Source organism: Bradyrhizobium algeriense (genome assembly GCF_003062295.1).
GTDB classification, from domain to species: domain Bacteria; phylum Pseudomonadota; class Alphaproteobacteria; order Rhizobiales; family Xanthobacteraceae; genus Bradyrhizobium; species Bradyrhizobium algeriense.
The window spans coordinates 116667-142311 of the sequence record NZ_PYCN01000016.1; the positions used below are offsets into that span (position 1 = coordinate 116667).

General features: G+C 64.2%; 20 protein-coding genes and 1 riboswitch. Of the genes, 12 read left to right on the top strand and 8 right to left on the bottom strand.

Annotated features, from left to right (window positions below; translation table 11 throughout):
* Positions 1–226: 226 nt before the first annotated feature.
* The gene (locus tag C7G61_RS26610) at positions 227–1267 is read left to right on the top strand and encodes an MBL fold metallo-hydrolase (protein ID WP_108519632.1); all 1041 of its coding nucleotides are present in this window, start codon (positions 227–229) and stop codon (positions 1265–1267) included.
* 154 nt (positions 1268–1421) lie between these two features.
* Here the strand turns inward: C7G61_RS26610 and C7G61_RS26615 are convergent, their stop codons facing one another.
* From C7G61_RS26615 to C7G61_RS26625, 3 genes are read right to left on the bottom strand one after another with little or no spacing between them, the layout of a single operon-like run.
* On the bottom strand, positions 1422–2258 hold the full coding sequence (locus C7G61_RS26615; RefSeq protein ID WP_190241993.1) for an ABC transporter substrate-binding protein: 837 nt from the start codon (positions 2256–2258) through the stop codon (positions 1422–1424).
* Positions 2258–3040: an ABC transporter ATP-binding protein gene (locus tag C7G61_RS26620; RefSeq protein WP_108519633.1), complete on the bottom strand. Its 783-nt coding sequence runs from the start codon at positions 3038–3040 to the stop codon at positions 2258–2260. The genes C7G61_RS26615 and C7G61_RS26620 overlap by 1 nt, the downstream gene beginning before the upstream one ends.
* On the bottom strand, positions 3037–4080 hold the full coding sequence (locus tag C7G61_RS26625) for a FecCD family ABC transporter permease (RefSeq protein WP_108519634.1): 1044 nt from the start codon (positions 4078–4080) through the stop codon (positions 3037–3039). The genes C7G61_RS26620 and C7G61_RS26625 overlap by 4 nt, the downstream gene beginning before the upstream one ends.
* A gap of 135 nt (positions 4081–4215) precedes the next feature.
* Positions 4216–4414, top strand: a riboswitch (cobalamin riboswitch).
* 112 nt (positions 4415–4526) lie between these two features.
* Between C7G61_RS26625 and C7G61_RS26630 the strand changes: the two genes are divergently transcribed.
* From C7G61_RS26630 to C7G61_RS26645, 4 genes are all read left to right on the top strand, one after another.
* Positions 4527–6803, top strand: a complete 2277-nt coding sequence (locus C7G61_RS26630) for a TonB-dependent receptor (protein ID WP_108519635.1) — start codon at positions 4527–4529, stop codon at positions 6801–6803.
* A 128-nt stretch (positions 6804–6931) separates the two neighbouring features.
* Complete coding sequence (locus C7G61_RS26635) at positions 6932–7936, top strand: DUF6925 family protein (RefSeq protein WP_108519636.1); 1005 nt, start codon at positions 6932–6934, stop codon at positions 7934–7936.
* A gap of 114 nt (positions 7937–8050) precedes the next feature.
* A complete protein-coding gene (locus C7G61_RS26640) occupies positions 8051–8290 on the top strand; it encodes a transcriptional regulator (RefSeq protein WP_108519637.1) in 240 nt (79 codons plus the stop codon).
* Between the two features lie 6 nt (positions 8291–8296).
* Complete coding sequence (locus C7G61_RS26645; RefSeq protein ID WP_108519638.1) at positions 8297–8587, top strand: hypothetical protein; 291 nt, start codon at positions 8297–8299, stop codon at positions 8585–8587.
* 117 nt (positions 8588–8704) lie between these two features.
* Here C7G61_RS26645 and C7G61_RS26650 read toward each other — a convergent pair whose 3' ends face one another.
* A complete protein-coding gene (locus tag C7G61_RS26650) occupies positions 8705–8947 on the bottom strand; it encodes a hypothetical protein (protein WP_108519639.1) in 243 nt (80 codons plus the stop codon).
* 167 nt (positions 8948–9114) lie between these two features.
* Between C7G61_RS26650 and C7G61_RS44890 the strand changes: the two genes are divergently transcribed.
* From C7G61_RS44890 to C7G61_RS26665, 3 genes are all read left to right on the top strand, one after another.
* A complete protein-coding gene (locus C7G61_RS44890; protein WP_190241994.1) occupies positions 9115–9270 on the top strand; it encodes a hypothetical protein in 156 nt (51 codons plus the stop codon).
* A 516-nt stretch (positions 9271–9786) separates the two neighbouring features.
* Positions 9787–11025, top strand: a complete 1239-nt coding sequence (locus C7G61_RS26660; protein ID WP_108519641.1) for an MFS transporter — start codon at positions 9787–9789, stop codon at positions 11023–11025.
* A 77-nt stretch (positions 11026–11102) separates the two neighbouring features.
* Positions 11103–12845, top strand: a complete 1743-nt coding sequence (locus C7G61_RS26665) for an N-acyl-D-amino-acid deacylase family protein (RefSeq protein WP_108519693.1) — start codon at positions 11103–11105, stop codon at positions 12843–12845.
* A gap of 159 nt (positions 12846–13004) precedes the next feature.
* Here the strand turns inward: C7G61_RS26665 and C7G61_RS26670 are convergent, their stop codons facing one another.
* Complete coding sequence (locus tag C7G61_RS26670) at positions 13005–14291, bottom strand: MFS transporter (RefSeq protein ID WP_108519642.1); 1287 nt, start codon at positions 14289–14291, stop codon at positions 13005–13007.
* A gap of 259 nt (positions 14292–14550) precedes the next feature.
* Here C7G61_RS26670 and C7G61_RS26675 point away from each other — a divergent pair, with 259 nt between their 5' ends.
* From C7G61_RS26675 to C7G61_RS26690, 4 genes are read left to right on the top strand one after another with little or no spacing between them, the layout of a single operon-like run.
* Positions 14551–15225, top strand: a complete 675-nt coding sequence (locus C7G61_RS26675) for an ABC transporter ATP-binding protein (protein WP_190241999.1) — start codon at positions 14551–14553, stop codon at positions 15223–15225.
* Positions 15222–17684 carry an ABC transporter permease gene (locus C7G61_RS26680; protein ID WP_108519643.1) on the top strand — a complete coding sequence of 821 codons (2463 nt, stop codon included), beginning with the start codon at positions 15222–15224 and terminating at the stop codon, positions 17682–17684. The genes C7G61_RS26675 and C7G61_RS26680 overlap by 4 nt, the downstream gene beginning before the upstream one ends.
* Positions 17674–18759 (top strand): lipocalin-like domain-containing protein, encoded by a 1086-nt coding sequence (locus C7G61_RS26685; RefSeq protein WP_108519644.1) that lies wholly within the window; start codon positions 17674–17676, stop codon positions 18757–18759. Before C7G61_RS26680 ends, C7G61_RS26685 begins: the two co-directional genes overlap by 11 nt.
* Before the next feature lie 29 nt (positions 18760–18788).
* Complete coding sequence (locus C7G61_RS26690) at positions 18789–19181, top strand: MAPEG family protein (RefSeq protein WP_108519645.1); 393 nt, start codon at positions 18789–18791, stop codon at positions 19179–19181.
* A gap of 163 nt (positions 19182–19344) precedes the next feature.
* Here the strand turns inward: C7G61_RS26690 and C7G61_RS26695 are convergent, their stop codons facing one another.
* The 3 genes from C7G61_RS26695 to C7G61_RS26705 form a co-directional block, all read right to left on the bottom strand.
* Positions 19345–20538 (bottom strand): ABC transporter substrate-binding protein, encoded by a 1194-nt coding sequence (locus C7G61_RS26695; protein WP_108519646.1) that lies wholly within the window; start codon positions 20536–20538, stop codon positions 19345–19347.
* Between the two features lie 195 nt (positions 20539–20733).
* A complete protein-coding gene (locus C7G61_RS26700) occupies positions 20734–23886 on the bottom strand; it encodes an efflux RND transporter permease subunit (RefSeq protein ID WP_108519647.1) in 3153 nt (1050 codons plus the stop codon).
* Complete coding sequence (locus tag C7G61_RS26705; protein WP_420836800.1) at positions 23883–25058, bottom strand: efflux RND transporter periplasmic adaptor subunit; 1176 nt, start codon at positions 25056–25058, stop codon at positions 23883–23885. The genes C7G61_RS26700 and C7G61_RS26705 overlap by 4 nt, the downstream gene beginning before the upstream one ends.
* Positions 25059–25645: the final 587 nt, after the last annotated feature.

Sequence of the window (25645 nt, forward strand, 5' to 3'; positions counted from 1 at the left end):
TCGCAATACCGCCTCACCGTCATTGCGAGCGAAGCGAAGCAATCCATCTATCCCCGAGCGGAAATATGGATTGCTTCGTCGCTACGCTCCTCGCAATGACGTGGATAGAACTTTTACCATCGTACCGTCAGGCGTGGTACAATTAATGGAACTGCAGGAGCAGGGCTGGAGCCACGTCCGGCCGTAATGTGATAGATTTGAGAAGCAACATCCGGCAGCAGTAGCCATGATCTTTCGTCAGCTCTTCGACAGCGTTTCGGGCACCTACAGCTACCTGCTGGCGAGCCGCGCCGGCGGCGAGGCCTTGATCCTCGATCCCGTGCTGGAGAAAGCCGACCGCTACTGCCAGCTCCTGCGCGAACTGGATTTGCGGCTGGTGAAGGCGGTCGACACCCATCTGCACGCCGACCACGTCACGGGCCTCGGCGAATTGCGCGACCGCACCCAGTGCATCACCATCATGGGCGAGCAGAGCAAGGCCGACGTGGTGTCGATGCGGGTTTCCGACGGCGACAAGGTGATGATCGAGGGGCTGAGCCTCGACGTCATGTACACGCCCGGCCACACCGACGATTCCTACTCTTATTTGATGGGCGACCGCGTCTTCACTGGCGATACGCTTCTGATCCGCGGCACCGGCCGCACTGACTTTCAGAACGGCTCTTCGCGCGCGCAATACGAATCGATCTTCAACCGGCTGCTGAAATTGCCGGATGAAACCATGGTATTCCCCGCCCACGACTACAAGGGCGACACGGTTTCCACCATCGGCGAGGAGCGGCGTTATAATCCGCGCCTTCAGGTGCGCTCGGTCGACGAATATATCGAGCTGATGGCCAATCTGAAGCTGCCGAACCCGAAGATGATGGACGTGGCGGTACCCGCCAACATGCATGTCGGCCTGCATCAGGAGGATCTCGCCAGGCAGGGGCTCGCGCTCTCTGCCCGCGACGCGATCAACCGTCTCGGCCGGCCCGACATCCTGCTGGTGGATTTGCGCGAAACCAGCGAGCGCGCCAAGCACGGCACGATCTCGGGCGCGCTGCATGCGCCCTACCCCGGCATCGCCGAGAGCCTCAAGCCCGGCGGCATGCTGCGCGAAGTCGCCGCCGCCACCGGCCGCCGCGTGGTGTTCTTCTGCGCCTTCGGCGAACGCTCCGCGATGGCGGTAGCCGCCGCCAAGAGCGCGGGGCTCGCCAACACCGCGCATATCGAAGGCGGGATTGACGCGTGGAAGAAGGTAGGTGGGCCGGTGGTGATGGGGTAGTCTTTATGGGGGCCGTCGTCCCTGCGAACGCAGGGACCCATACGCCGCGGCGCCGATGATGGAAGGCAGTGGCAGACGCCTTGCTTGAATTATAACGTCCTGTGGTTATGGGTCCCTGCGTTCGCAGGGACGACGAGATAGTTTTGCCGGGACATCACCGCCCCACCCGCTTCACCTCCGCCGTCAGCGCATCCAGCGCATCCGCCAGCATCACGCCGCCGCACTCGGTCAGCCGTTCCGGAATCACGATGCGCTTTTCCGGCGGATAAAAACGCTCCAGCGCCGGATGCAACAGGAACGCCTGGCCGTCGTCCCTCGCGGTGTCGCCGGCCTGCGACACCACGATGAAGTCCGGCCGTAAGTTCACGATCGCTTCCAGCGAAGCAAAGCCGCCGAAGGCAAAGCCGAGATCACCGGCGGCGCTGCGCAGCCCGGTCTCGCCGAGCAGCGAACCGACAAAGCTGTCGCTTCCCGCCACCCAGCCGCGCCGCGATAGCGGCAGCACGCGATAGTGCCGTTCCGACACCGCGCGGCGGGCGCGCGCCAGCGCCGCATCGAGCCGCGCGATTTCCGCGGCCGCGCGATCGGGATGACCGGTGATGTCGCCGGCTTCGCGAATCTGCTGCCGCGCTTCATCGAGGGTTCGCGGCACCGCGAGTTCGGCGAGACGAAGCCCCTTGGCCTTCAACAGTTCCCGCGTCGAGCGCTTGTCGAACGCGCTGGCGACGACGATGTCGGGCCTGATGAGCAGTACATCCTCGGCTCCTCCTGATAACACCGGATAGCGGCTGATGTCGCCCGCCTGCGATTGCCAGCCGTCCCGCGAAAACCGGCTCAATCCCAAGATCTGTTCGGGATCGGCCAGCGCCAGCAGCAATTGGTCGGTGCAGACATTCATCGACACCAGGCGCGGCAGATTGGCTGCGAACGCAGTGCTGCCCGGCAACGCAAGCGCCATCACCGCGACCAGAAATGCCAGATATCGGCCCATCAGATATCCGCCCACGGCACGATCACGGCCTCGCGCTGGAATTCCGCGCGATAGGCCGAGATCCTGAACACGTCAGCCATCACCTGCTCGGACAGCGCTACCGCCGGCCCGCCCTGCGACACCAGGCGGCCTTCGCGCAGCACCAGCACATGGTCGGCAAACCGCGCCGCCAATCCCAGATCATGGGTCACGACAATGACGAGCACGCCCTTGTCGGCGGTCGCGCGCAAATTCTTCATGACGTCGATCTGATGCCGCGGGTCGAGCGAGGCGGTCGGCTCGTCGGCCAGGATGACCGGCGCCTCCACCGCCAGCGCGCGGGCCAACGCGACGCGGCTGCGCTCGCCGCCGGACAATTCCGTGACGCGGCGGTCGCTGAACTCGATCACGTCGACCGCCTGCATCGCGCGCAACACCGCCTCGGTATCTTTCGGCGACAGGCGCGCCGGATCGGTGGCGCCATGCGGATAGCGGCCGAGCGCGACGATGTCGCGCGCCGGCAGCGGCCAATGCACGACATGCCCCTGTGGCAGATAGCCGAAGCGTTTTGCGCGCTCGCGCAGCGGCAGCGAAGCCAGTGCGACGCCGCCGATCTCGATCTCGCCTTCGGACGGGATCAATCCCGACAGCGCGCGCAACAGCGTGGTCTTGCCGGCGCCGTTCGGCCCGACCAGCGCCACCAGATGTCCCGGCGACAGCGCGAGCGAGACATCCTTCAGCACGACGCGGCCGGCGAGCCTTACGCCAAGCCCCCTTGCGGTCAACAGTGCCGTCTCGCTCATGCGACACCTCCGCCGAGCGCGCGGCGTTCGCGCATGATCAGGTAGAGGAAGAACGGCACGCCGATGATCGAGGTCAGCACGCCGACCTTGATGTCCGATGTCGAGGGGATGATGCGCACCGCGATATCGGCCGCCAGCAGCAGCGCCGAGCCTGCGAGCGCGCTCGGCACCAACAGCCGCCCCGGATCATGCCCGATCAAGGGCCGCATCAGATGCGGCGCGACAAGCCCGATGAAGCCGATAGTGCCGGTAACGGCGACCGCACCGCCGACGCCGAGCGCGACGCCCGAAATCACGAACAGCCGCAAACGGCCGACATCGACGCCGAGACTTTGCGCGGTTTCCTCGCCCAGGCTCAGCGCGCGAAACGCATGGCGCTGGCTGAACAGCATGATCCCGCCGGCAATGATGAAGGGAAATGCCAGCATGACATGCTGAAAGCTGCGGTCCTCAAGCGAACCGAGCAGCCAGAACGCGATCTCCAGCACCAGAAAGGGATTGGTGGCAAGGTTCATCACCAGCGCGGTGGCAGCTCCGGCAAAGCTCGAAATCGCAAGCCCCGAGAGAATGAGGATCAAAAGCCCGGCATTGCGGCCGGCGATCGAGAGCAGCATGAATACCGAAGCGAATGCCGCACAGATCGCCGCGACCGGCAGCGCGTAGGAGCGCACATCGGCCAGCCCCAGCGCGATCACCAGCACCGCACCGAACGCGGCCGATTGCGGCGCGCCGAACAGATCGGGCGAAGCCAGCGGATTGCGCAACAGGCCCTGCAGCGATGCGCCTGACAGCCCGAGGATGGCGCCGATCGCCAGCGCCAACAGCGTCCGCGGCAGGCGGATTTCCCGCACGATCACCTGCGAAACCTCGCTGCCGCCGCCGAACAGCGCTTCCGCCACGGCAAGCGGCGACAGCCGCACCGGACCAATACCCAGCGAGATCAGCACCAGCAGCCCAACGAGGGCGGCAAGCGCCGCGGTCGCGCCGATCCGCCGGCGCGCGGCATCCTCGTTAGTCACGGTTACAGCCTCAACACTCATCGATCGTCCTAAAGCAGGTTTACCCGCTCCGGTACAGGAGCTGAGGCAGCAGTGCTCATGCGGCAAAAATAGCGCACTCGTCCAGTTGACATCGCGAGCGCGCCCAAGGCGGATTGACTCGAACTTTGGCAAACTTCTACCATAGTTCCCGACGGTTCCCGTTTTGGGGATCAAAAGGGAATGCGGTGCGGGGAAGTCCCCCAATTCCGCGGCTGCCCCCGCAACTGTAAGCGGCGAATCCTTCGTCATAGGCCACTGGGAATCTCGGTCCTGGGAAGGCGACGATGGGTAACGACCCGCGAGCCAGGAGACCTGCCGTCAGCCGTGGTCACACGCGAAGATGTCGGTCGGGGAGTACAGGCATTAGCTTCACCTAAGCTGCATTAGCACATGGTGAGACTTGGTTCGCTGTGACGTGCCACTGACGTCATACCGAGGTCTGAACCATGTCTTCCATCATCGCCACGCGGCAGCGCCGCTACTGGCTTGCCTCCAGTTTCCTGGTGCCCATCGTATCGCTCGGCATTTCCGGCGCGCAGGCGCAGCAGACGCCATCCGAGCAATTGCCGCCGATCGAGATCACCTCGCCCACCGACCCGAACCGGACCCGCGCCAGGCCGACCTACGATGAGCCATCAACCTCGCGACGCGTCGTACCGGCGGCGGCGCCGTCGAGAGGCACGCGGCCCGCAGCCGGGCCCGGCTCCAACGTCGCATCGCAAAGCGCCTCGCAAGGCGCGGGCGGAAGCGGCGGCCGGCAATTCTCCGGCATCGTCGGCACGGCGTCGACCGTTATTACCGCCGAAGAGATCGCGCATTCGCCGGCTCAAACCGTTCAGGAGATCATCGCGCAGGTGCCGGGCGTGCAGCTGACCAGCCTCTATGGCGGCGTCAACGGCGCCAAGACGTCGGTCGACCTGCGCGGCTTCGGCGCGTTCGCGACCTCAAATACCCTGGTCCTCATCAACGGCCGAAGGCTCAACGACATCGACATGGCCGGCGTCGATCTCTCGACCATTCCGCGCGATTCGATCGAGCGCATCGAAATCACGCGCGGCAACAGCGGCGCGGTGCTCTACGGCGACAACGCGGTCGGCGGCGTCATCAATATCGTCCTGAAGAACGGCGTCAGCGGCCCGCCGGTCGCCATGCGCGCAGAGGCCGGGGTTGGCTCCTTCAATCAGCGCATGGCGTCGGTTTCGACTGCGCTGAATTCGGGACCATGGTCGACGTCATTCTACGGCAACGCCATCAAGTCCGACGGCTACCGCGTCAACAACGCGCTCGACCAGCGCAATGGCGTCGGCAATCTCAATTACACCACGCCCGACCTGAAGGCATTCCTTACGGTGACCGGTGACGACCAGAAGCTCGGTTTTCCGGGCGGACGCACCGTCGATCCCTCGATCGGGCTAAATCAACTCGTCACCGATCGCAGGGGCACAAATACGCCGTTCGATTACGGCAACCAGCAGGGCGCCAGCGCGACCGCCGGATTCACCAAGACCCTGTGGGACGGCGCCGAACTGATCGTCGATGGCGGCGTCAGAGACAAGAAAACCCAAAGCGGATTCTTCGGCGCGATACCGTTTGCGTCGCCATTTCCGAGCTTCTCCTCCACCTATAACGACGCATCATTGCAGACCTGGTCGATCACGCCACGATTGAGCATCAAGAACTTGATCCTCGGGGTGCCCTCACAGATCCTGACCGGTATCGATTATTACGATGCGACGTTCCGCCAGGACCGCGGGGCGTTCAAGGGCCTTGCGCCGACCCACATCTACGATCTGTCGCAGCAGACGCTGGCCGGCTACTGGCAGCACACGGTAGGCCTGTTGCCGACGACCGATTTCTCCTATGGCGCCAGGATTCAAAACACCAGCCTGAGCGCCCGGGATCGGTTCGACGCCAACGCGCCCGGTTGCGCCATGTTCTTTAATTGCAGCGATCAAGCCTCCCCGCTGGACAGCAACGAGACGCAATACGCCTTGCACGTCGGGCTCGAGCACCGGCTCAACAACACATTCTCGCTGTTTGGCCGCGCCGCGCGCGCGTTCCGTACTCCGACCGTCGATGAACGCGTCTCCAGCGGCCCTTTCTTCGTTCCGGGGACCTTTCAGCTGAAAACCCAGACCTCGCACGACATCGAAGGCGGCTTCCGCGTCAAGGCCGGCGCATTCCAGATGCAATCGAGCATCTACGGTATGGACCTCGAGAACGAGATCCATTTCATTCCGGCGCTGTTCTTCAACGTGAACCTCGGTCCAACCCGCCGCTACGGCTCCGAGACCAGCGCGTCGCTGCGTGTCAGTGACAGCCTGTCGCTACGGGCGGGCGCAGCCTACACGCGTGCCGTCTTCCGCGAAGGGCCGTTCGCCGGCAACGACGTGCCGCTGGTTTCCCGCTACACAGCGATGGGCGGCGTGACCTGGAACATCTGGCAGAACTACCTGGTGTTCGATGCCACGCTGCGCGCCTGGAGCGAACGCACCATGGACAACGACCAGGCCAACACCCAGCGCCGCATCCCGGCCGACGCCACCGTCGATTTGAAACTGAGCGGCGCTTATGAACACTTCTTCTGGTCGCTGAGCGTGAACAACCTGTTCGATGCGCTGTACTACGACTACGCAATCGCGAGTTCGTTTACGCCAGGCCGCTTCTCGGCCTATCCGCTGCCCGGAAGGACCTACATGGTGAAGGTCGGCGCGACGTTCTGACCGCAATAGCCGGTTCGGCGCCCTGCCGAACCGGCTTGTCCTGACCTGACAGGACGGTATTCTCCTTGCGCCTATTGCCCGGGAGAATGCTTTTTCATGCCTGACCCGCTTCCGTTCCGCAGGCGACGATGAGCGCCGCAGCCATCGATCTCCTGCCGCGGGAAATATCCAATCCCGATACGCAATGGAGCCTCGGCACCTTCGGCGCCATCGCCGAATTTTCGCGCGACCCTGACGAGCCGGTGCGTTTGAGCCAAACGCCTGAGGCCGTTTCGGCCGTGACGGCGCGCGGCGGCATTGCCCTCAAACCGCATCCCGCCATCCGCCCCTTCGCGTCGGAAGGCATCACCAGGACCGGGTGGAATCAACGGGTCGCGCTTTGCCTGCCGCGAGATGATTGCGCCATGCACCAGCGCATTGCGCTAACGGAGATCGGCCCTGATCACGAAGCGCCGCGCGAGGAAGACCGGAATTCTGTTCTGTTCGATCTGGGTTTCGGCGCGCTGCAGATCGATTGCTGTATTCGAATCGACGATCGCAGCCTCGTCGCGCGATTGCGCGAACACGCCGGCCGCGCCGTGTTCGAGCCCGGCAATCCCGCCATGGCAATGATCCTCGCGGCCAATCCGCACCGCGTCTTCATCAGCCGGCTCGGCCGCATCGAGGTCTATCAGCCGATCCCGACGCCCTCGGGCAAGAGCCCGGAGGGACCGCACACGCACGTGCTGCCGCGGCTCCTGCAAAGCCGGCGAACCCATCCCGCGACCGAGCCGGTGCCTCAGGGGTGGATTCCCTGCGCGCATCTCTATCCGCCGCATCCGGCGCGGGACGGCCTCGGCGAGGCCCGGCCGTTCGACGCCACGCACCATCATGCCTTTCAGCGGATGATGGCCGCGTGCGGCGATCCCGCAGCCCTTGCGACCAAGCAGCGGGTGGTCGATGCGGTGCTTGCCGGCGAGCCGCCCACGGCGGTGGCCTGCGACCGCCACGGCCGGATCAGCGTCCGCATCGCATTGCGGCAGATGAAGTCGCTGGGCCATGCGTCGGCGGCGCTGAGCGCCTGGCTGGCGAGCTTCGATTCTGCGGCCCCCGACGAGGCCGACGACGACGCGGCCCTTCAAAATGAGGGCTGATTTGACAAGAAAGTGCGGCTTTTTCGACCGAAAATAACATCCTCTGCGCCCCGATCCGTGATAAACCGCCCCGAGACTGCTCGACGATATCTGTCGTGATTTCAGAGGTATGACATGGACGATGAGCCGAAGAGCGCCGCCGAACTGAAGGAGATTCGGCTGAATAGGAAGCGCACCCAGGAAGTCGAAGGCATCAAGGCGATGGCCGAGATCGCCGCCGCCGACATCGCGATCCGAAAGCGAACCGAGAAGTTGCGTGCCCTGCGTCTGGCAAAGGAAGCGGCCGACCGTGAGAACCCGCCGGAACCGGCGGTCAAAAGCAAGGCCAAGACCAAGGCCGCGAAAAGAGGCTGACCTGAAATGACTAAAGAAGATCGTGATCGCGCCCAGGCCCGCGCGGACAAGGTGACTAAGGCCGCCCAGGACGCGAGATCCGGCAAGGCCGAACGCGACGCCAGCGCCAAGGCTGTGCTCGACAATATGGCGAAGCTGAAGGCGTTGCGTCTCGCGCGCGAGGCAGCCGAGCCGCAACGTGCTCCCGCCGCGAAGGCCGCAAGGAAGGCGCCCGCCAGCACCAAGCGCTCGAACGAGAAGCCGGTGGCCTTGTCCGACTGGCTGGCGAGCCAGCAGAACGGCGGACGGCGAACCTGAGGCAGGACTCTTAGGTAGGACTCTTACGGGTGTCTCGTCACGCCCGGGCAAAAGCGCGAAGACGCGCTTCGCGCTTTTGCCGGGCCGAAACGAAAAGTCGGTCAGATATCCGCAGCGTTACGCCGGCCCAGGCCAATCGATCATCGAACGCGTCTTGTTCTCGGCGTCATAGACCTGCACCTGAAGCATCTGGAACCTGTTCTTCAAGGCCATGCCCGCCTCTTCGGCGGCCTCGACTGTCTCGTGATGTGATTTGAAATGACCGTCCACCACCAGCGAGTAACCGGTGGTCGGCGCCTTGTCGGCGCGGATGGTTTTGCGCGGCTGCGGTTCTTCCGCCGCAGGGCGGGGCTTCTTCATGCTGGCTCCGTGTGAAAGCCCTTTTGGACTGAACGCCGCAAAAAGGGCAGGAAAGTTCTTGTGGCCGGCGCTAACATGCCGGCCCAACGCGATCGGATTGAGATCATGCCGATACTCCGAATCGGCAAGCAGAGCAACGTCGATTCATCCGACGAAAAAGGCATCAGATGGGCGGAACTGGCAGGAAGAACGAGCCTCCGAAGCCGGCGGACGACAAGCCGAAAAAGCAGGAACGTCCGCCGGTCGAGGACGATGATTACGAGGACGGCGACATCGCCACACCGAAGCGCGATCGCCACGGCAATGATGATGAGCCGTTGTAACGGTTGGAACTTCGTAGGGTGGGCAAAGCGACTTGTCCGCCGTAGCTCAACGAGCGAAGGCGGAAGCGTGCCCACCATCGATATCACGGTCGAGGATAGGTGGTGGGCACGGCGCAAAGAGCGCCTTTGCCTACCCTACGGCTCACACACCAAACTCTTCCCCCTCGATCATTCGAATACTCGCAAGATCGAGCAGATGCGCGCCAAAACCGCCGCGTGGTTTTGCAGGATCAGGCATGTCGGATCATTGCCGCGGCGGGCCGCGTTTGTCTCCCGTTTTTAGCGATGCAATCGGCGTAGACCTGCCCTCCGCCGGGGCAGCCATGCAGCGGTATTCATGGACAAATAGCCGCTGGACGATATTTTCGCCGGTGCCCAGAGCCTTTTTCCGTTCCGATGGAATCGGAACGGGGCTCTGGATTTTCGATTTGACGCGTTTTCTTGACGCGAACCGGTCCCCACTTCGCTGGAAAACGCTTCAGCCGGGCCGTAAGTGACACGGGATTTTGAGCTGACATGGTCGACATTCTGGCCGCACCGCAACAAGCCAAAGCGGACACATCGCTGCGCACGCTGGCTGCGATTTCGGTTGCCCATTGGGTCAGCCATTTCCATCTCTTCGTGCTGCCGATGCTGTTTCCGTTCCTCAAAGAACAGCTTGGCGTCGGCTATATCGAGCTCGGTTTTGCGCTCACCGTGTTCGGCGTCGTCTCCGGCCTGACGCAGGCGCCAATCGGCTATCTCGCCGACCATATCGGCGCGCGCAAAGTGCTGCTGATCGGCCTCACCGTCGGCGGCCTGGCGCTGATCATGCTCGGCCTGCATCTGAGCTACGTCTCGCTGATCGTCTGCGCCGCGCTGCTTGGGCTCGCCAACAGCGTCTATCACCCGTGCGACTACGCGATCCTGTCGACGCATATGGATGAAGCGCGGATGGGCCGCGCGTTTTCGGTCCACACCTTTGCGGGCTTCCTCGGCGGCGCGGTCGCGCCGGCGATCATGGCCGCGCTGGTGGCAATCGTCGGCGGGCTCGGCGCGCTGATCGTGGCCGGCGCCGTCGGCCCGGTTGTGGCGCTGCTGTTGATCGCCGTCCGTATTCCCGATGCGAGCTCGGCTGATCGCAAGGAAGATGGCGCTGACGCGCCGAAGCAAAGCGTCATCACGCCCGCGATCATCATGCTGACGTTCTTCTTCATGCTGCTCGGCCTCTCCAATGCAGGCATCAGCAATTTCGGCGTCGTCGCGCTGATGAGCGGCTATGGCGTGACCTTCTCGGCCGCCAATATCGCGCTGACAGCGTTTCTCGGCGCCAGTGCTGCCGGCGTGCTGGCCGGCGGCTATCTGGCCGACCGCACCACGCGCCACGGACAGGTCGCCGCCGCCTGCTTCGGGATCAACGCGGTCATCGTGCTGGTAATTGCGACGACCAGCCTGGCGCCGGCCGTGCTGACCGCGGCGATGGGCATCGCCGGATTCCTCGGTGGCGTGATCGCGCCCTCCCGCGACATGCTGGTCCGCAATGCCGCACCTCCGGGTGCCGCCGGAAGAGCTTTCGGCATCGTGTCGACCGGATTCAATTTCAGCGGCATCCTCAGCCCGTTGTTGTTCGGCTGGATCATGGACCAGAACATGCCGCATTGGGTGTTTGGCGCCTCCGTCGCCTTTATGGTCATGACGGTGCTGCTGGCGCTCGTAACCGACCGCAAGCCGCAGAGCCGGTCAGAGGGCTCGGTCAAGGACCTAATGCATTCCTGAGGCTCATCCCGGGCGGTTGACAGCATCAGGGGACGTCGGATGATGCGCCAACAAAAACCATAACCGGGATGGAAGCCATGACCTCGACCCCCGACCTCGTGATCCGCGGCGGCACCATTGCCGATGGCAAGCGTGGCGAATTGTTCGAAGCCGATGTGGCTATCTCCGGCGGTCGCATCACAGAAGTCGGCAAGGTTTCCGCGAAGGGCAAGGAAGAGATCGACGCCAAAGGCAAACTGGTCGCGCCCGGCTTTGTCGACGTCCACACCCATTATGACGGCCAGGTCACCTGGAGCCAGGACATCACGCCCTCGTCGCAGAACGGCGTCACGACAGCGATCATGGGCAATTGCGGCGTCGGTTTTGCGCCGTGTCGCCCGGCCGATCATTTCAGGCTGATCCAGTTGATGGAGGGCGTCGAGGATATTCCCGAGCCGGTGCTGAGCGCCGGCATTCCCTGGGCCTGGGAAAGCTTTCCGGATTACATGGACTGGCTGTCGAAGCGGAATTTCGACATGGATATCGGCGCGCAACTGCCGCATGCGGCGCTACGCGTTTACGTGATGGGCGAACGCGGCGCGCGGCGCGATCCCGCAACGCCTGAGGACAACAAGGCGATGGCGGCGCTCGCCGGAAACGCCGTGCGATCGGGCGCACTCGGCTTCTCGACCTCGCGCACCCTCAACCACCGCACCTCGACCGGCGACTACACGCCGACGCTGAAAGCGGGCGAAGATGAATTGACCGCGATCGCCAGCGCGATGCACGGCGTCGGCCGCAGTGTGCTGCAATTCGTGCTCGACCAAAGCACCGTCGACGAAGATCTGCCGATGATGCTGCGGGTCGCTGAAAATACCAGATGCCCGATCTCGTTTTCTGTGGCCCAAGCCGACAAGGCGCCGCGGCGCTGGCGCCAGACGATGGACACCATCAACGAAGCCGCCGCCCGCGGCCTGTCGATCACGACACAGATTGCCGCGCGTCCCGTCGGGCTGCTGCTTGGGTTGGAATTGTCGCGCAATCCATTCCAGACTCATCCGAGCTACCGCGCGATCGCCAAGCTGCCGCTGGCTGAGCGGCTGACGCATTTGCGCCGGCCCGAAGTGCGCGCCGCGATCCTGAGCGAGACGGCTACGGCGACCGACGATCCGCTGTTCTTCCGGCCAAACTACGACAAGATGTATCTGCTCGGTAATCCCCCGGACTACGAGCAGCCGCCGGAAAATGCGCTCGGCCCGCAAGCCCGCCGCCAGGGCCGGCAGCCGGAAGAGCTCGCCTACGAGGCGATGCTGACGGACGAGGGCCGCGGCATGCTCTATGTGCCGTTCCTCAATTATGCCGACGGCAATCTCGATGCTGTACATGAGATGCTGCGCGAACCAAGCGCCGTGCCGGGCCTCTCGGACGGCGGCGCGCATTGCGGCATCATCTGCGACGCCAGCTTCCCGACCTATCTGCTGACGCACTGGACCCGCGACCGCAGCCGCGGCGAAAAACTTTCGATCCCGTTCGTGGTGGCAGCGCAGTCGCGCAAGACCGCGCTCTCGGTCGGCCTCTACGACCGCGGCGTGATCGCGCCGGGGTTCAAGGCCGACGTCAACGTGATCGATTACGACCGGCTGCATCTGCATCCGCCAAAGGTGCATTACGACCTGCCGGTCGGCGGCCGCCGCCTGATGCAACAGGTCGACGGCTATGAGGCCACCATCGTCTCCGGCGTGGTGACGCAGCGTGGCGGCCGGGCCACCGGCGCGCGCCCGGGCAAACTGGTGCGCGGCGCGCAGGGCTCAAAGCCGCAGTTCGACGCGGCGGCGAGTTGAGCTGGTTCAACAGATGCGGTGTCGTCCCTGCGAACGCAGGGACCCATACGCCGCGGCCCATCGTTCGTGGCGATGTGGCAGACGCCTCGCTTAAGCAATCAACATCGGTGGTTATGGTCCCTGCGTTCGCAGGGACGACGGATAGAGTTGCCATTCCGCTCACGCGAATTTCGGCTGTACCGTCGCCTGAGCCATCAGCCGCTTGCGCTCGGTATTCGGCCAGAGCAGCAACAGCCCGAGCAGCCCCGACGCCGCCATCACCACCGCATTGATGGTGAAGCCGGTCATGTAGCCGTCGAGCGGCACCGCCGCATTCTGGATCACGACGCCCATCACCAACGGGGCAATGAATCCCGCCAACGTATAGATCGCGCCATAGATCGCGAGCACGGCGCCACGCTGCTGCACCGGCGTGAATTCGCCGAGCATCGGCGGACAGACGACGTAGATCGAACCGCAGAGCCCGGAGCCGACCACGAGGAACGCGACCTGCCATCCCGCGCCGTTGACGGACGGCAGTACCGCGAGGATCAGCCCGCCGACAATCAAGGGCACCGACCCGAGCACGCCGCGAGCGCCGCGCGTGGTGTATCCGCGCGTCAGCATCACCTGCGAAATCCAGCCCGTCAGCAGCACGATAGTAGCGCCGAACACCCAGGGCAGCACCGAAACCCAGCCTGCATCCTGTTGCGAAAAGCCGAGCCCCTTGACGATGAAGGGCGTGAACCAGGTCAACCCGAGCGACAGCGCCCAATAAGCGCCGAAGGTCGCGGCGCAGCAGCCGATGAACGTTCGCGAGGTCAGAAGCTGGAAGTAAGGTACGCGCTGGTCGCCAGCCGCCGTTGTGACCGTCTGCACCAGCGGCCCTTCCTTGCCCATTACCAGCCACGCCACGACCCACATCAGGCCGACCACGCCGAGCGCGCCGAAGGCGTAGTGCCAGCTATGATTGACGATGATCCAGTTCAGCGCCGGCACCGCGAGGATCACGCCGAAGGCCGAGCCCTGCGAGAGAATGGCGGTGGGGAGCGTTCGCTTCTCGTCGGGAAACCACTTGTAGACTGCGTGCGCCGCCACCGCGAAGGCCGGCCCCTCGCCCGCGCCGAGGATGATGCGGCAGATCACGAGCGTGGTGAAACCGACGGTGCCGACCATTGGAAACTGCGCTACCGACCAGATCACCGCCATCGCGAGCAGCACCCAGCGGGTGTCGACGCGGTTGACGATGAAGCCGACGACGATGGCCGAGATCGAAAACAGGATGAAGAACGAGGAGCCGAGGAAGCCGAACTGTTCCGGCGAAAGCTTCAACTCGTCCATGATCGGTGCGCCGGCGAGGCCGACCACGATCTTGTCGGCAAAGTTCACCAGCATGAACAGGAACAGCAGGAAGGTGACTGTCCATGCGCCCTTAAGTGTCCCCTTGGGCGTCGGCTGCGCGGTCATGGCTGGTTTCCCCGTTTATCTTTGCAGGCTCTGTAAGATCGGCCGGTTTCGATGCTACAAGGGGGCTCGCGGGCAAGGCAACCCGGATTTTCCGCGGATGCAGCTTGCGCAACTGCCGGCTGCTGCGGCAGGCGCGCGCCACAACCGGATCACGATCACGTCGCGGCGCGATTGAGGCGTGATCCGGGGCGTCCGCCCTGATATGTTGCATGCCATCACGTCAGGGGATTTTCATGGTCAGATCGGTCCATCGTCGCGCATGACCAACGGCAATCCCAACGTGCTTCATGTGACCGGCCTGACCAAGAGCTACCGCACGGCCGGCGAAGAGGTCGCGGTGCTGCGCGGGGTGAACCTCTCGGTCGCCGCGGGCGAGAGCGTCGCACTGACGGGCGAATCCGGCAGCGGCAAGAGCACGCTCCTGCACCTGATCGCAGGGCTCGATGCAGCCGATGCCGGCGAGATCAGGCTGGCCGATGCACAGGTCTGCGAACTCAACGATGCCGGACGCGCGGAATTGCGCCGCGACCGGCTCGGTCTGGTGTTTCAGCAATTCAACCTGATTCCGAGTCTCACGGTGGAAGACAATTTGGTTTTCCAGTCGCGCATTGCCGGCCGTCATGACGCGGCCTGGCACCGCGAACTGGTGGAGCGGCTCGGGCTCGGCAATTTCCTCAAACGCTATCCCGAGCAATTGTCCGGCGGCCAGCAACAACGCGTCGCGATCGGCCGGGCCCTGGCGGTGAAGCCGCTGCTGCTGCTGGCGGACGAGCCTACCGGCAATCTCGACGAGGACACCGCCGACGAGGTGCTGGCGCTGGCGCGCGATCTGGTGGCGCGCAGCGGCTGCGGTTTTCTGATGGTGACCCACAGCGAACGGCTCGCCGCCACGCTCGACCGGCGGGTCAACCTCCACGCCGGGGTGATCGCGTGAAGCGCGCGCTGTGGACGCTGGCCGTGTTGCTGAGCCATTGGCGGCGGCATCCAATGCAGCTTGCGACCCTGCTGATCGGATTGATCTCGGCGACCGCGCTGTGGAGCGGCGTGCAGGCGCTCAATCAGCAGGCGCGCACCTCCTACGATCGCGCCGCCGCCACGTTTGGCGGGACGCGCACCGCCATGCTGGTCGCCCGCAGCGGCGCAAGCTTTCCGCAAAAGCTCTTCGTCGATTTGCGCCGCGCCGGCTGGCCGGTCTCGCCGGTGCTCGAAGGCCGCATCCAGATCGAGGGACGCTCGTTCCGGCTGCTGGGCATCGAACCGGTGACGCTGCCCGCGGAAGTCGGCAACGCGCCTGCGGTCGGCAGAGCCGATCTGCTATCCTTCATGACGCCACCGGGCGCGATGCTGGTGGCGCCGGAAACGCTTTCCGATCTCAAGCTCGCGGAGGGCGCGCGCCCGGAGGCCAATGGCGGCGCATTGCTGCCGCCGCTGCGCGTGCAGCCGAATCTCGTACCCGGCGTACTGGTCGTCGACATCGGCATCGCGCAGGGCCTGTTGAAAATGCCGGATCAGCTTTCGCGCCTCCTGATCGGCAAGACGGCGGCCAGACGCGCAACCCTTGAAAGCATTGCCGGCGACAGGCTTCGCCTGGTCGAGCCCGATGCGGAGACCGACCTCGAACGCCTCACCGACAGTTTTCACCTGAACCTGACCGCGTTCGGGTTGCTGTCATTCTTTGTCGGGCTCTTCATCGTCAATTCGGCGATCGGGCTTGCCTTCGAACAGCGGCTGCCGGTGCTGCGCACGTTGCGCGCCTGCGGCGTCTCGGCGCGGATGCTCAACGCCGTGCTGGTGCTTGAGCTGGTGTCGCTGGCGCTGGTCGCGGGGCTGATGGGCCTCGTGTGCGGCTACTTCATCGCCGGTGCGCTGCTGCCCGACGTCGCCGCATCGCTGCGTGGACTTTATGGCGCGCAGATTCCGGGGCATCTGACGCTCAAGCCGCAATGGTGGATCGCGGGCATCGCCATCAGCATAACCGGCGCGCTCGCGGCCGCCGCCGCCAGCCTGACCAAGGCGCTGCGGCTGCCGCTGCTCGCCACCGCCCAGCCCTACGCGTGGCAACAGGCGCAGCGGCGCTGGCTGACCTACCAGAGCGCGCTGGCGCTCGCCGCGTTCGCGGCCGCGGCCGGCCTGCTCTGGTTCGGCGATTCCCTGATTTCGGGGTTTGCCGTGCTCGCGGCGCTGATGCTCGGCGCGGCGCTGATCCTGCCGATGTTTCTGGAATTCATGCTGTCGCTTGGTCAGCGCTATGCGCGAACCCCGGTCAGCGTCTGGTTCTGGGCCGACAGCCGTCAGCAGCTATCCGGGCTGTCGCTCGCCTTGATGGCGCTGTTGCTCGCACTGTCCGTCAATGTCGGCGTCTCCACCATGGTCGAGAGTTTCAGCCGTACGTTCCTGGTCTGGCTCGACGGGCGGCTGGCGGCGGATGTCTATGTCAACGCCGCCAACGACGCCCAGGCAACCGAGATCACGGCGTGGCTGCGCGAGCGCCCCGAGGTCGAGGCGGTCCTGCCCGGCGCCCGCGCCGACACGCAATTGGCGGGCGCGCCGATCGAGGTGCTGGGCCTGCCCGATCACGCCACCTATCGCGACAACTGGCCGCTGCTGCAAGCGGTCGACAATGCCTGGATCAAGCTTCGTCCCGGCAATGCGGCCCTCGTCAGCGAACAACTGGCGCGGCGCCTGCACCTTTCTGTCGGCGACCGCATCGAGGTATCAGCGTCAGGCGGAAACTGGGCACTCGACGTGGTCGGCATCTATGCTGATTATGGCAACCCCAAGGGCCAGATCGCGGTGAACTACGCCGCGCTGACGCGGCGCTTTCCGGAAATCCCGCTGACGCGCATGGGATTGCGGGTCGCCTCACCAAATATCCCGGCATTGATATCGGCACTGCAGGAAAAATTCGCGCTCGACGACCGCAATGTCGCCGATCAGGCGACGATGAAGGCGGAATCGACGCGGATCTTCAACCGCACCTTTGCGGTGACCGCCGCGCTGAACGCGTTCACGCTTGGGGTAGCCGGCATCGCGCTGTTGACGAGCCTCTTGACGCTTGCCAATTCCCGCCTGCCGCAACTGGCGCCGCTATGGGCGATCGGCATCACGCGGCGGCGGCTCGCAGCGATCGAGCTTCTGAAGACGATGTCGGTGGCGCTGATCACCACCATCTTCGCGCTTCCGCTCGGTCTCCTGGTCGCGTGGTGCCTGCTTGCGGTCGTCAACGTCAAGGCGTTCGGCTGGCGGTTGCCGTTTCATGTCTTTCCGCTGCAACTGCTGTGGCTGACAGGCGTGGCGATGGCGGCAGCGCTGGCCGCATCCGCGCTCCCCGTCATCAGGTTGGCGCGCATGCAGCCGGCGAGCCTGATCAGGATTTTTGCCAATGAAAGGTAGCGGCTCGATCACCCGGCGCGGCTTCGTCGGCGGCGCGCTCCTCGCAGGACTAGGCGGCAAGGCACTCGCGCAGGGCTTCGCTGGGCTCAGCGAAAGCGCGGAGGGATTTGCGTCCGTCGTGCCCGGCAGGACGTTCGCATTTCCCGCCGACCACGGGCCACATCCGGAATTCCGCATCGAGTGGTGGTATGTGACGGCCAATCTCGCCGACGCGAATGGCACGGCCTATGGCGCGCAATGGACGTTGTTTCGCCAGGCAATCGCTGCCGGCAGCCCGCAGGAGGGCTGGGCCAACCAGCAAATCTGGATGGGCCATGCCGCCGTCACCCGTGCCGATACCCATCGCTTCAGCCAGGCGTTCGCGCGCGGCGGTGTCGGCCAGGCCGGCGTCGATGCAAAGCCGTTTCACGCCTGGATCGATGCCTGGGAGATGCGCGGGCTCGATCCTGTCAACGACGACAACATCTCACCACTTGTACTGAAAGCATCGGGCGCCGATTTCAGCTACGCGCTGCGCCTCGACGCGGAGCGGCCGCTGGTGCTGCAGGGCGACGGCGGCTACAGCCGCAAATCGCTGCGCGAACAAGCTTCGTATTATTACAGCCAGCCGCATTATACGGCGAAGGGCATTCTCACCATCGACGACAAGCCGGTCGACGTCATCGGGATGGCCTGGCTCGATCGCGAGTGGAGCAGCCAGCCACTGGCCTCCGATCAAAGCGGATGGGACTGGCTCTCGCTGCATTTCAATTCCGGCGATAAGCTGATGCTGTACCGGATGCGCCAGACCGACGGCCAGCATTATGGCTCCGGCAAATGGATCGCGCCCGACGGCACGGCCGAACAACTCGCCTCCGCCGATATCATGATGACACCGCTGAGCTTCACCGAGATCGAGAAACGGAAGATTCCGACGACATGGCGTATCGCCATTCCAAAGAAGGCGCTGTCGATCGAATGCACGCCGCTCAATCCGAGAAGCTGGATGGGCACCAGCTTTCCCTATTGGGAAGGCCCGATCCGTTTTGCCGGCAGCCATTCCGGGGTGGGCTATCTGGAAATGACGGGCTATTAAGCGCTGGCACGAAACTGGGGAATTCAGCGATGTATCATCTCACCGCGCTCGTCACCTTGCTGGCCGTCCTGGTCTACTTCTACTCGTCCATCCTGGTGTCGCGGGCGCGCGGCAAGTTCGGCGTCAAGCTGCCGGCCATTTCGGGCAATCCGGATTTCGAGCGCGTGTTTCGTGCGCAGATGAACACGCTGGAATGGCTGCCGATCTTCCTGCCGGCGCTGTGGCTGTTCGCGATCTATATCGGCGATGGCATCGCGGCCGCCATCGGGCTGGTCTGGGTGATCGGCCGGATTCTCTACGTGCTCGGCTACGCCAGGGCGGTCAAGGACCGCAGCCTGGGTTTTGCGATCCAGGCGCTGGCGACGATCGCGCTATGGGTCGGCGCATTCGGCGCGATCGTATGGCGGCTGGTGCAGGCGTGAGGGATTGAGGCGAACTCCATCCCCTCGTCGTCCCTGCGAACGCAGGGACCCATACGCCGTGTCCTTTCGATGAAGTAGAATGCCAGACGCCCGTTCTAACAACGGGCGCCTGTGGTTATGGGTCCCTGCGTTCGCAGGGACGACGATAGTGAGAGCGTGCTACTCACTTCACCAACGGGCAGCCGGAATCCTTCGCCGCCGGAAACGCCTTGTCGCCGGGCACGACCGCAAGCTGCTTGTAGTAATCCCACGGCTTCTTCGACTCCGTCGGCTTCTTGACCTCGAACAGATAGAGGTCGTGCACCATGCGGCCGTTTTCCAGCACCTTGCCGCCTTGCGCGAAGTCATCGTCCACCGGAAGCTCCTTCAGCTTCCTCGCCACCGCCTCGGTGTCCTTGGTGCCTGCCGCCTTGACCGCCTTCAGATATTGCAGCGTCGCCGAATAGGTGCCGGCCTGGATCATGTTCGGCATGCGGCCGGTACGCTTGAAGAAGCGTTCGGCGAGGTTGCGGCTCCTGGCGTCGCGGTCCCAGTAATAGCCTTCGGTCAGCACCAGGCCTTGCGCGGCTTCGAGACCGAGGCCGTGGACTTCGGCGAGCGTCAGCAGCAGGCCGGCCAGCTTCTGGCCGCGCTTGACGATGCCGAACTCGGCCGCCTGCTTGATCGAGTTGGTGGTGTCGAGGCCGGCATTGGCGAGACCGATGATCTTGGCTTTCGAGCTCTGCGCCTGCAGCAGGAACGACGAAAAGTCCGACGAGTTCAGGGGAACGCGGACCGCGCCGAGCACCTTGCCGCCCTTGGCCCTGACGTAGTCGCCGGTGTCCTTTTCCAGCGCATGGCCGAACGCGTAGTCCGCGGTCATGAAGAACCAGCTATCGCCGCCGGACTCCACCAGCGCGCCGCCGGTGCCGTAGGCGAGCGCGCGGGTATCGTAGGCCCAATGAAACCCGTAGGGCTGGCATGAATCTCCGGTGAGACGCGAGGTCGCCGCCCCCACGACGATGTCGATCTTCTTCTTTTCCTTCGAAAGCTCGTGAATTGCGAGCGCGACCGAGGACGTCGTCAGCTCCGTGATCATGTCGACGCCTTCGACTTCATACCAGCGCCGCGCAATGGCGGTACCGAGATCCGGCTTGTTCTGGTGATCGGCGGAGACGATCTCGATCTTGTGGCCCAGCACCTCGCCGCCGAAATCCTCGATCGCCATCCTGGCGGCCTCGAACGACCACTTGCCGCCGTAATCGGCGTAGACCCCGGACTGATCGTTCAGAATACCGATCTTGACGCCCTGCGCCGATGCCGGCGCGGCGAGCAAAACACCACCCACCGCAACGGCGGCTAACAATCCCGACTTCATTTTTTTCTCCTGGAATTTTTTTGTCAGAGGAACCTGGCAAGACTATTCAATAACCCCACGACTGCCCATCCATTTCGGATCAGCCAAAAGTATGGGGAACTCTTGAAGGCAAGGCGCGCGCCAACGCCTCATCCGCCATTCCTGGTGCGCAATTGCCCACCGGGGAATGACGACGGTGATGAACGGATCCGCCACTCACGCCGCCGCCGGCTTCTTGCCCTTCCCGTCCGCGAGATTCCGCACGATCACGTAAAAGATCGGCGTGAAGATCAGGCCGAACAGCGTAACGCCGAGCATGCCGAAGAACACGGCGACCCCCACCGCCTGACGCATCTCCGAGCCGGAGCCCGACGAGATCACCAGCGGCAGCACGCCGAGGATGAAGGCGAACGACGTCATCAGGATCGGCCGCAAGCGCAGCCGGCAGGCTTCGATCACAGCCTCCAGCCGCGCCTTTCCCTCGAGTTCGATATCGCGCGCAAACTCGACGATGAGAATGGCGTTCTTGGCCGCAAGCCCCACCAGCACCACGAAGCCGATCTGGGTCAGGATGTTAACGTCCTGCCCCATGATCCGCACACCGATGGTGGCAGCCAACAGACACATCGGCACAATCAGGATGACCGCGAATGGCAGGCTCCACGAGCCATATTGCGCCGCCAGCACGAGATACACGAACAGCACGCAGATCGGAAACACGTAGAGGCCGGCATTGCCGCCGGTGACCTGCTGATAGGACAGGTCGGTCCATTCGAACGAGAAGCCGCTCGGCAGCGTTTCCTCCGCAAGCTTCTTCATGGTGTTGATCGCGGTGGCCGAACTCGTGCCCGGCAACGCCTCGCCCTGCAGCTCCGCCGCCGGGTAGAGATTGTATCGGGCGACGCGGTCGGGACCGGAAACGTCGCGGAATTCCACCACGCTGCCGAGCATTACCATGTCGCCGGCGGCGTTGCGGGTGCGCAGCCGCGCCAGATCGGACCGCTCTTTTCTGAACGGCAGGTCGGCTTGGGCCGTGACGTGATAGGTGCGGCCGAACAGGTTGAAGTCGTTGACGTAGGTCGAGCCGAAATAGGTCTGGATGGTTTCGTTGACGTTGGCGATCGGCACGCCGAGTTTCTGCGCCTTGACACGATCGATATCGACGAAGAGCTGCGGCGTATTAGCCGTGAAGGGCGAGAACACCTGCGTCAGCCCGGGCGCCATGCGCGCCGCGTTGACAAGCTCGTCGTTGGCGGCGGCCAGCAGTTCGGGACCGCGGCCCTGACGATCCTGGACGCGCATCGTGAATCCGCCGCCGGTGCCGATGCCCGGCACGGGCGGCGGCGGAATGACAATGATGAAGGCCCCCTGAATCGCGGACAGGCGCTTGCGCAAATCGGCCGTGATGACGGCCGCGTTCAGGCCCTTCTTCAGGCGCACTTCCGGCTCCTCGAACACCGGGAAGAGAGCCGCAGCATTGCCCGCCTGTGTTCGGGTCGCGCCCGAGAAGCCCGCGAACGCCGCGACTTTAGTAATCCCCGGGGTATCCAGCGCCGCTTTCTCGATCTGACGCACGATGTCGGTGGTGCGCGCCAGCGACGCCGCGCCCGGCAACTGCACCGATATGATGACATAGCCGCGGTCCTGCGCCGGAATGAAACCTTGCGGCGTGATGGCGAGCAACCATCCGGCGCTGCCGATCAACGCCACATACAACAGCAGCATCGCCACTGAATGCCGGATCACGAAATCCGCCGCCCGGGCATAGCCGTGCGACAGCCGGTCGAAACCGCGGTTGAAATAGCCGGTGAATGCGTCCCAACCGCGCGCGATGAAATTCCAGCGTGCGGGCGGCTTCTTCTCCTCGTGCGGCACCAGGATCAGCGAGGCCAGCGCCGGCGACAAGGTCAGCGAGCAGAAGCAGGAAATCGCGGTCGCCACCGCGATGGTGACGGCGAATTGCTGGAAGAACTGCCCGGAGATGCCGCCGAGGAAGGCGGTCGGCACGAACACCGCACACAGCACCAGTGCAATCGAAACCAGCGCGCTGCCGACCTCTTCCATGGTCTTGAGCGCCGCATCGCGCCGGCTCATGCCGTGCTCGAGATGCCGCTCGACGTTTTCCACCACCACGATCGCGTCGTCGACGACGATGCCCACCGCGAGCACCAGGCCGAAGAGGGTCAGATTGTTGATCGAGAATCCGAGCGCCGCCATCACCGCGAAGGTGCCTACCAGCGACACCGGGATGGCCACGATCGGAATGATCGAGGCGCGCCAACCCTGCAGGAACACCAGCACCACGATCACCACCAGCACCATCGCCTCGTAGATGGTCTTGATCAGTTCGTGGACGGATTGCGCGATGAATTCGGTGGGGTTGTAGCCGATGTTGTAGTCGAGGCCCTTTGGAAAGCGAGCCTTCAACTTCTCCATGGTATCGGAAATGTTTTTCGCGGTCGCCAGCGCGTTCGATCCCGGCCGCTGCGTCACCAGCAGCGCGACCGCCGATTTGCGCAGCAGAAAGCTGTTGGTCGAATACGACAACGCACCGAGTTCGACCCGCGCCACGTCGCGCAGCCGAACGGTGCGACCGTCGGCGCCGGCCCGGACCACGATGTCCTCGAACTGCTTCGGATCCTTCAGGCGCCCGATAAAAGTGAGATTGGGCTGGAACGCGCGGTCGGCGATCGGCGGCTCTCCGATCTGCCCGCCCGTGATCTGCAAATTCTGCGCGCGGATCGCGGCCACCACTTCGGCGGAAGTCAGACCGAGCGTTGCTATCCGGTCCGGATCGAGCCACAGCCGCATCGAATAGTCGCGGGCGCCGAACATCTGGATGTCGCCGATGCCGTCGAGGCGGAGCAGCTCGTCGCGCACCTGCAGCAGCGCATAGTTGCTGATATAGAGCTGGTCGAAGCTGTCGTCAGGCGACAGCATGAAGACCACCATCAGGATGTCGGGACTGTTCTTGCGGGTGACGACGCCGTTGCGCTGCACCTCTTCGGGCAGCCTCGGCTGTGCGATCGCGACCCGGTTCTGCACCAGCACCTGCGCCTTGTCGAGGTCGGTGCCGAGCTTGAAGGTGACCGTGATGGTCAGATTGCCGTTCGAGGTCGCCTGGCTGTAGAGATACAGCATGTCCTCGACGCCATTGATCTCCTGCTCGATCGGGGCTGCAACCGTGTCGGAAACGGTCTGCGCGGTGGCGCCCGGATATTGCGTGGTGACGACGACGGTCGGCGGCACCACCTGCGGATATTCCGAGACCGGCAGCGTGGTGTAGGCGATCGCGCCGACGATCAGCAGCACGATCGACAGCACCATCGCCAGGATAGGCTGATTGATGGAAAGCCTGCCCAGATTCATGTCTTGCCACCGGCCGGCTTGACCTCGGCTGTCTGCGGGGTGACTTTCGCGCCCACGCGCGCCCGCTGCAGGCCATCAACGATCACGCGGTCTTCCGGCTTCAGGCCCTCACGGACCACGCGCAGGCCTTCATCGAGCGGCCCAAGCGTCACCGGCTTTGCCTCGACCGTGTTGTCGTCCTTGACGACGAAAACGATCTTCCGCGACTGGTCGGTCGCGACAGCCGTGTCCGGCAGCAGCAGCGCCTCATAGGGCGCGCTGCCGATGATCCGCACCCGGCCGAACTGGCCGGGCAGGATCGAGAGATCCTTGTTCTGGATGACGGCGCGGCTGCGCAGCGTCCCGGTCGAGACATCCAGGCGGTTGTCGAGGAAATCCATCTTGCCCTCATGCGAGGGCTTGGTCCCGCCGGTCAGCGTCACCTCGACTGGGTTCGGCGTATCACGCGAGCTCGGGCGTTTGCCTTCGAACCAGAGCCGGCTGTTTCGCAGGTAGGTCGCCTCGTCGACGTCGAAATAGATGTAGATCGGATCGAGCGAGACGATCGAGGTGAGCAGCGTCGCGCCGCCTTCGCTGCCCTGCACGAGATTGCCCGGCGTGACCAGATGGCGGCTCACCCGGCCAGTGATCGGCGCCATCACATGGCTGAACTCGATATTGAGCTTGGCGGCCTTGAGCGCACCTTCGGCCTGCATTTCCGCGGCGCGCGCCGCCTGCAAGGTCTGGCGGCGCTGGTCGACGATGGAATCGGATACGGCCTGGGTCTGGTTCAGGGTCAGGGCGCGGTCGAGTTCGCGCCTGGCAAGTTCGGCCCTCGCACGTGCGTCCGACAACTGGCCATCGGCCTGCTCGGCGACCGCCTCGAACGGACGAGCGTCAATCACATAAAGCAGATCACCCGCGCGCACGATGGAGCCGTCGCGGAATTCGACGCTGGTGACGAAACCGCCGACGCGGGCGCGAACCTGGACTTCCTGAATTGCCTCGAACCGCCCGGTGAACTCATCCCAGTCCGTCACGGTGCGCTTCACCGGCTGCGCGACCGTAACCGATGGCGCGGCGGGAGCCGCCTGTTGCGCCGGCTTGTCGCCGCAGGCCGACAGCGCCAGCGCGAGCAGCGGGGTCAACCATTTGAGGCTACGAGGTGAGCGAATGTCGACCCCCGCCGGCAAAACCGGACGTTTCAATTGCTCAGTTGCAGTCAAACCCCATCTCCCCTCTCGACATCCCTGATGGATGAAAGCCGCCGTGGAACTTATGGCGGAGGCCACAGATGTGATCGGTTCCCAGTCTCGTCAAGAACCCGGCGGGATCAAGCACAATCGTTATGCATCCGCGGAGCCAACGCGCCGCTCCATGCGGATCTCATGTTTTTTTGCACTGCGATGACGGCGGAACCGTTGCGGCGAGCGCTCAGCTAACCGCTGGCCGATGACGAAAACGTGACGCGAAGGCGTTACGTCGGCCCCGGAATGACCGCGGCAAGTTGCAGCGAAATAGCCGACGGGCAAACCAGCTTCGTAGCCCGGATGGAGCAAGCGAAATCCGGGGTTGCTCTAACACCGTTTCCGGATTTCGCGGAGCCTGTCATCACTGTGCGCGCGCAGCGCGCATTCGCGCGACCCGCCTGAAATCCGTAGGATGGGTGGAGCGCAGCGATACCCATCATCTCTCAAACCGGCATTGATGGGTATCGCTTCGCTCCACCCATCCTACGGGACGGTCCGGCCGCACCATCTTCGGGCATGACGCCGCTAAT

What these genes read in the sequence shown, in the direction of transcription:
- C7G61_RS26610 (WP_108519632.1), top strand. Translation starts at nt 227, where the DNA reads ATGATCTTTCGTCAGCTCTTCGACAGCGTTTCGGGCACCTACAGCTAC.
- C7G61_RS26615 (WP_190241993.1), bottom strand. Translation starts at nt 2,258, where the DNA reads ATGGGCCGATATCTGGCATTTCTGGTCGCGGTGATGGCGCTTGCGTTG.
- C7G61_RS26620 (WP_108519633.1), bottom strand. Translation starts at nt 3,040, where the DNA reads ATGAGCGAGACGGCACTGTTGACCGCAAGGGGGCTTGGCGTAAGGCTC.
- C7G61_RS26625 (WP_108519634.1), bottom strand. Translation starts at nt 4,080, where the DNA reads ATGAGTGTTGAGGCTGTAACCGTGACTAACGAGGATGCCGCGCGCCGG.
- C7G61_RS26630 (WP_108519635.1), top strand. Translation starts at nt 4,527, where the DNA reads ATGTCTTCCATCATCGCCACGCGGCAGCGCCGCTACTGGCTTGCCTCC.
- C7G61_RS26635 (WP_108519636.1), top strand. Translation starts at nt 6,932, where the DNA reads ATGAGCGCCGCAGCCATCGATCTCCTGCCGCGGGAAATATCCAATCCC.
- C7G61_RS26640 (WP_108519637.1), top strand. Translation starts at nt 8,051, where the DNA reads ATGGACGATGAGCCGAAGAGCGCCGCCGAACTGAAGGAGATTCGGCTG.
- C7G61_RS26645 (WP_108519638.1), top strand. Translation starts at nt 8,297, where the DNA reads ATGACTAAAGAAGATCGTGATCGCGCCCAGGCCCGCGCGGACAAGGTG.
- C7G61_RS26650 (WP_108519639.1), bottom strand. Translation starts at nt 8,947, where the DNA reads ATGAAGAAGCCCCGCCCTGCGGCGGAAGAACCGCAGCCGCGCAAAACC.
- C7G61_RS44890 (WP_190241994.1), top strand. Translation starts at nt 9,115, where the DNA reads ATGGGCGGAACTGGCAGGAAGAACGAGCCTCCGAAGCCGGCGGACGAC.
- C7G61_RS26660 (WP_108519641.1), top strand. Translation starts at nt 9,787, where the DNA reads ATGGTCGACATTCTGGCCGCACCGCAACAAGCCAAAGCGGACACATCG.
- C7G61_RS26665 (WP_108519693.1), top strand. Translation starts at nt 11,103, where the DNA reads ATGACCTCGACCCCCGACCTCGTGATCCGCGGCGGCACCATTGCCGAT.
- C7G61_RS26670 (WP_108519642.1), bottom strand. Translation starts at nt 14,291, where the DNA reads ATGACCGCGCAGCCGACGCCCAAGGGGACACTTAAGGGCGCATGGACA.
- C7G61_RS26675 (WP_190241999.1), top strand. Translation starts at nt 14,551, where the DNA reads ATGACCAACGGCAATCCCAACGTGCTTCATGTGACCGGCCTGACCAAG.
- C7G61_RS26685 (WP_108519644.1), top strand. Translation starts at nt 17,674, where the DNA reads ATGAAAGGTAGCGGCTCGATCACCCGGCGCGGCTTCGTCGGCGGCGCG.
- C7G61_RS26690 (WP_108519645.1), top strand. Translation starts at nt 18,789, where the DNA reads ATGTATCATCTCACCGCGCTCGTCACCTTGCTGGCCGTCCTGGTCTAC.
- C7G61_RS26695 (WP_108519646.1), bottom strand. Translation starts at nt 20,538, where the DNA reads ATGAAGTCGGGATTGTTAGCCGCCGTTGCGGTGGGTGGTGTTTTGCTC.
- C7G61_RS26700 (WP_108519647.1), bottom strand. Translation starts at nt 23,886, where the DNA reads ATGAATCTGGGCAGGCTTTCCATCAATCAGCCTATCCTGGCGATGGTG.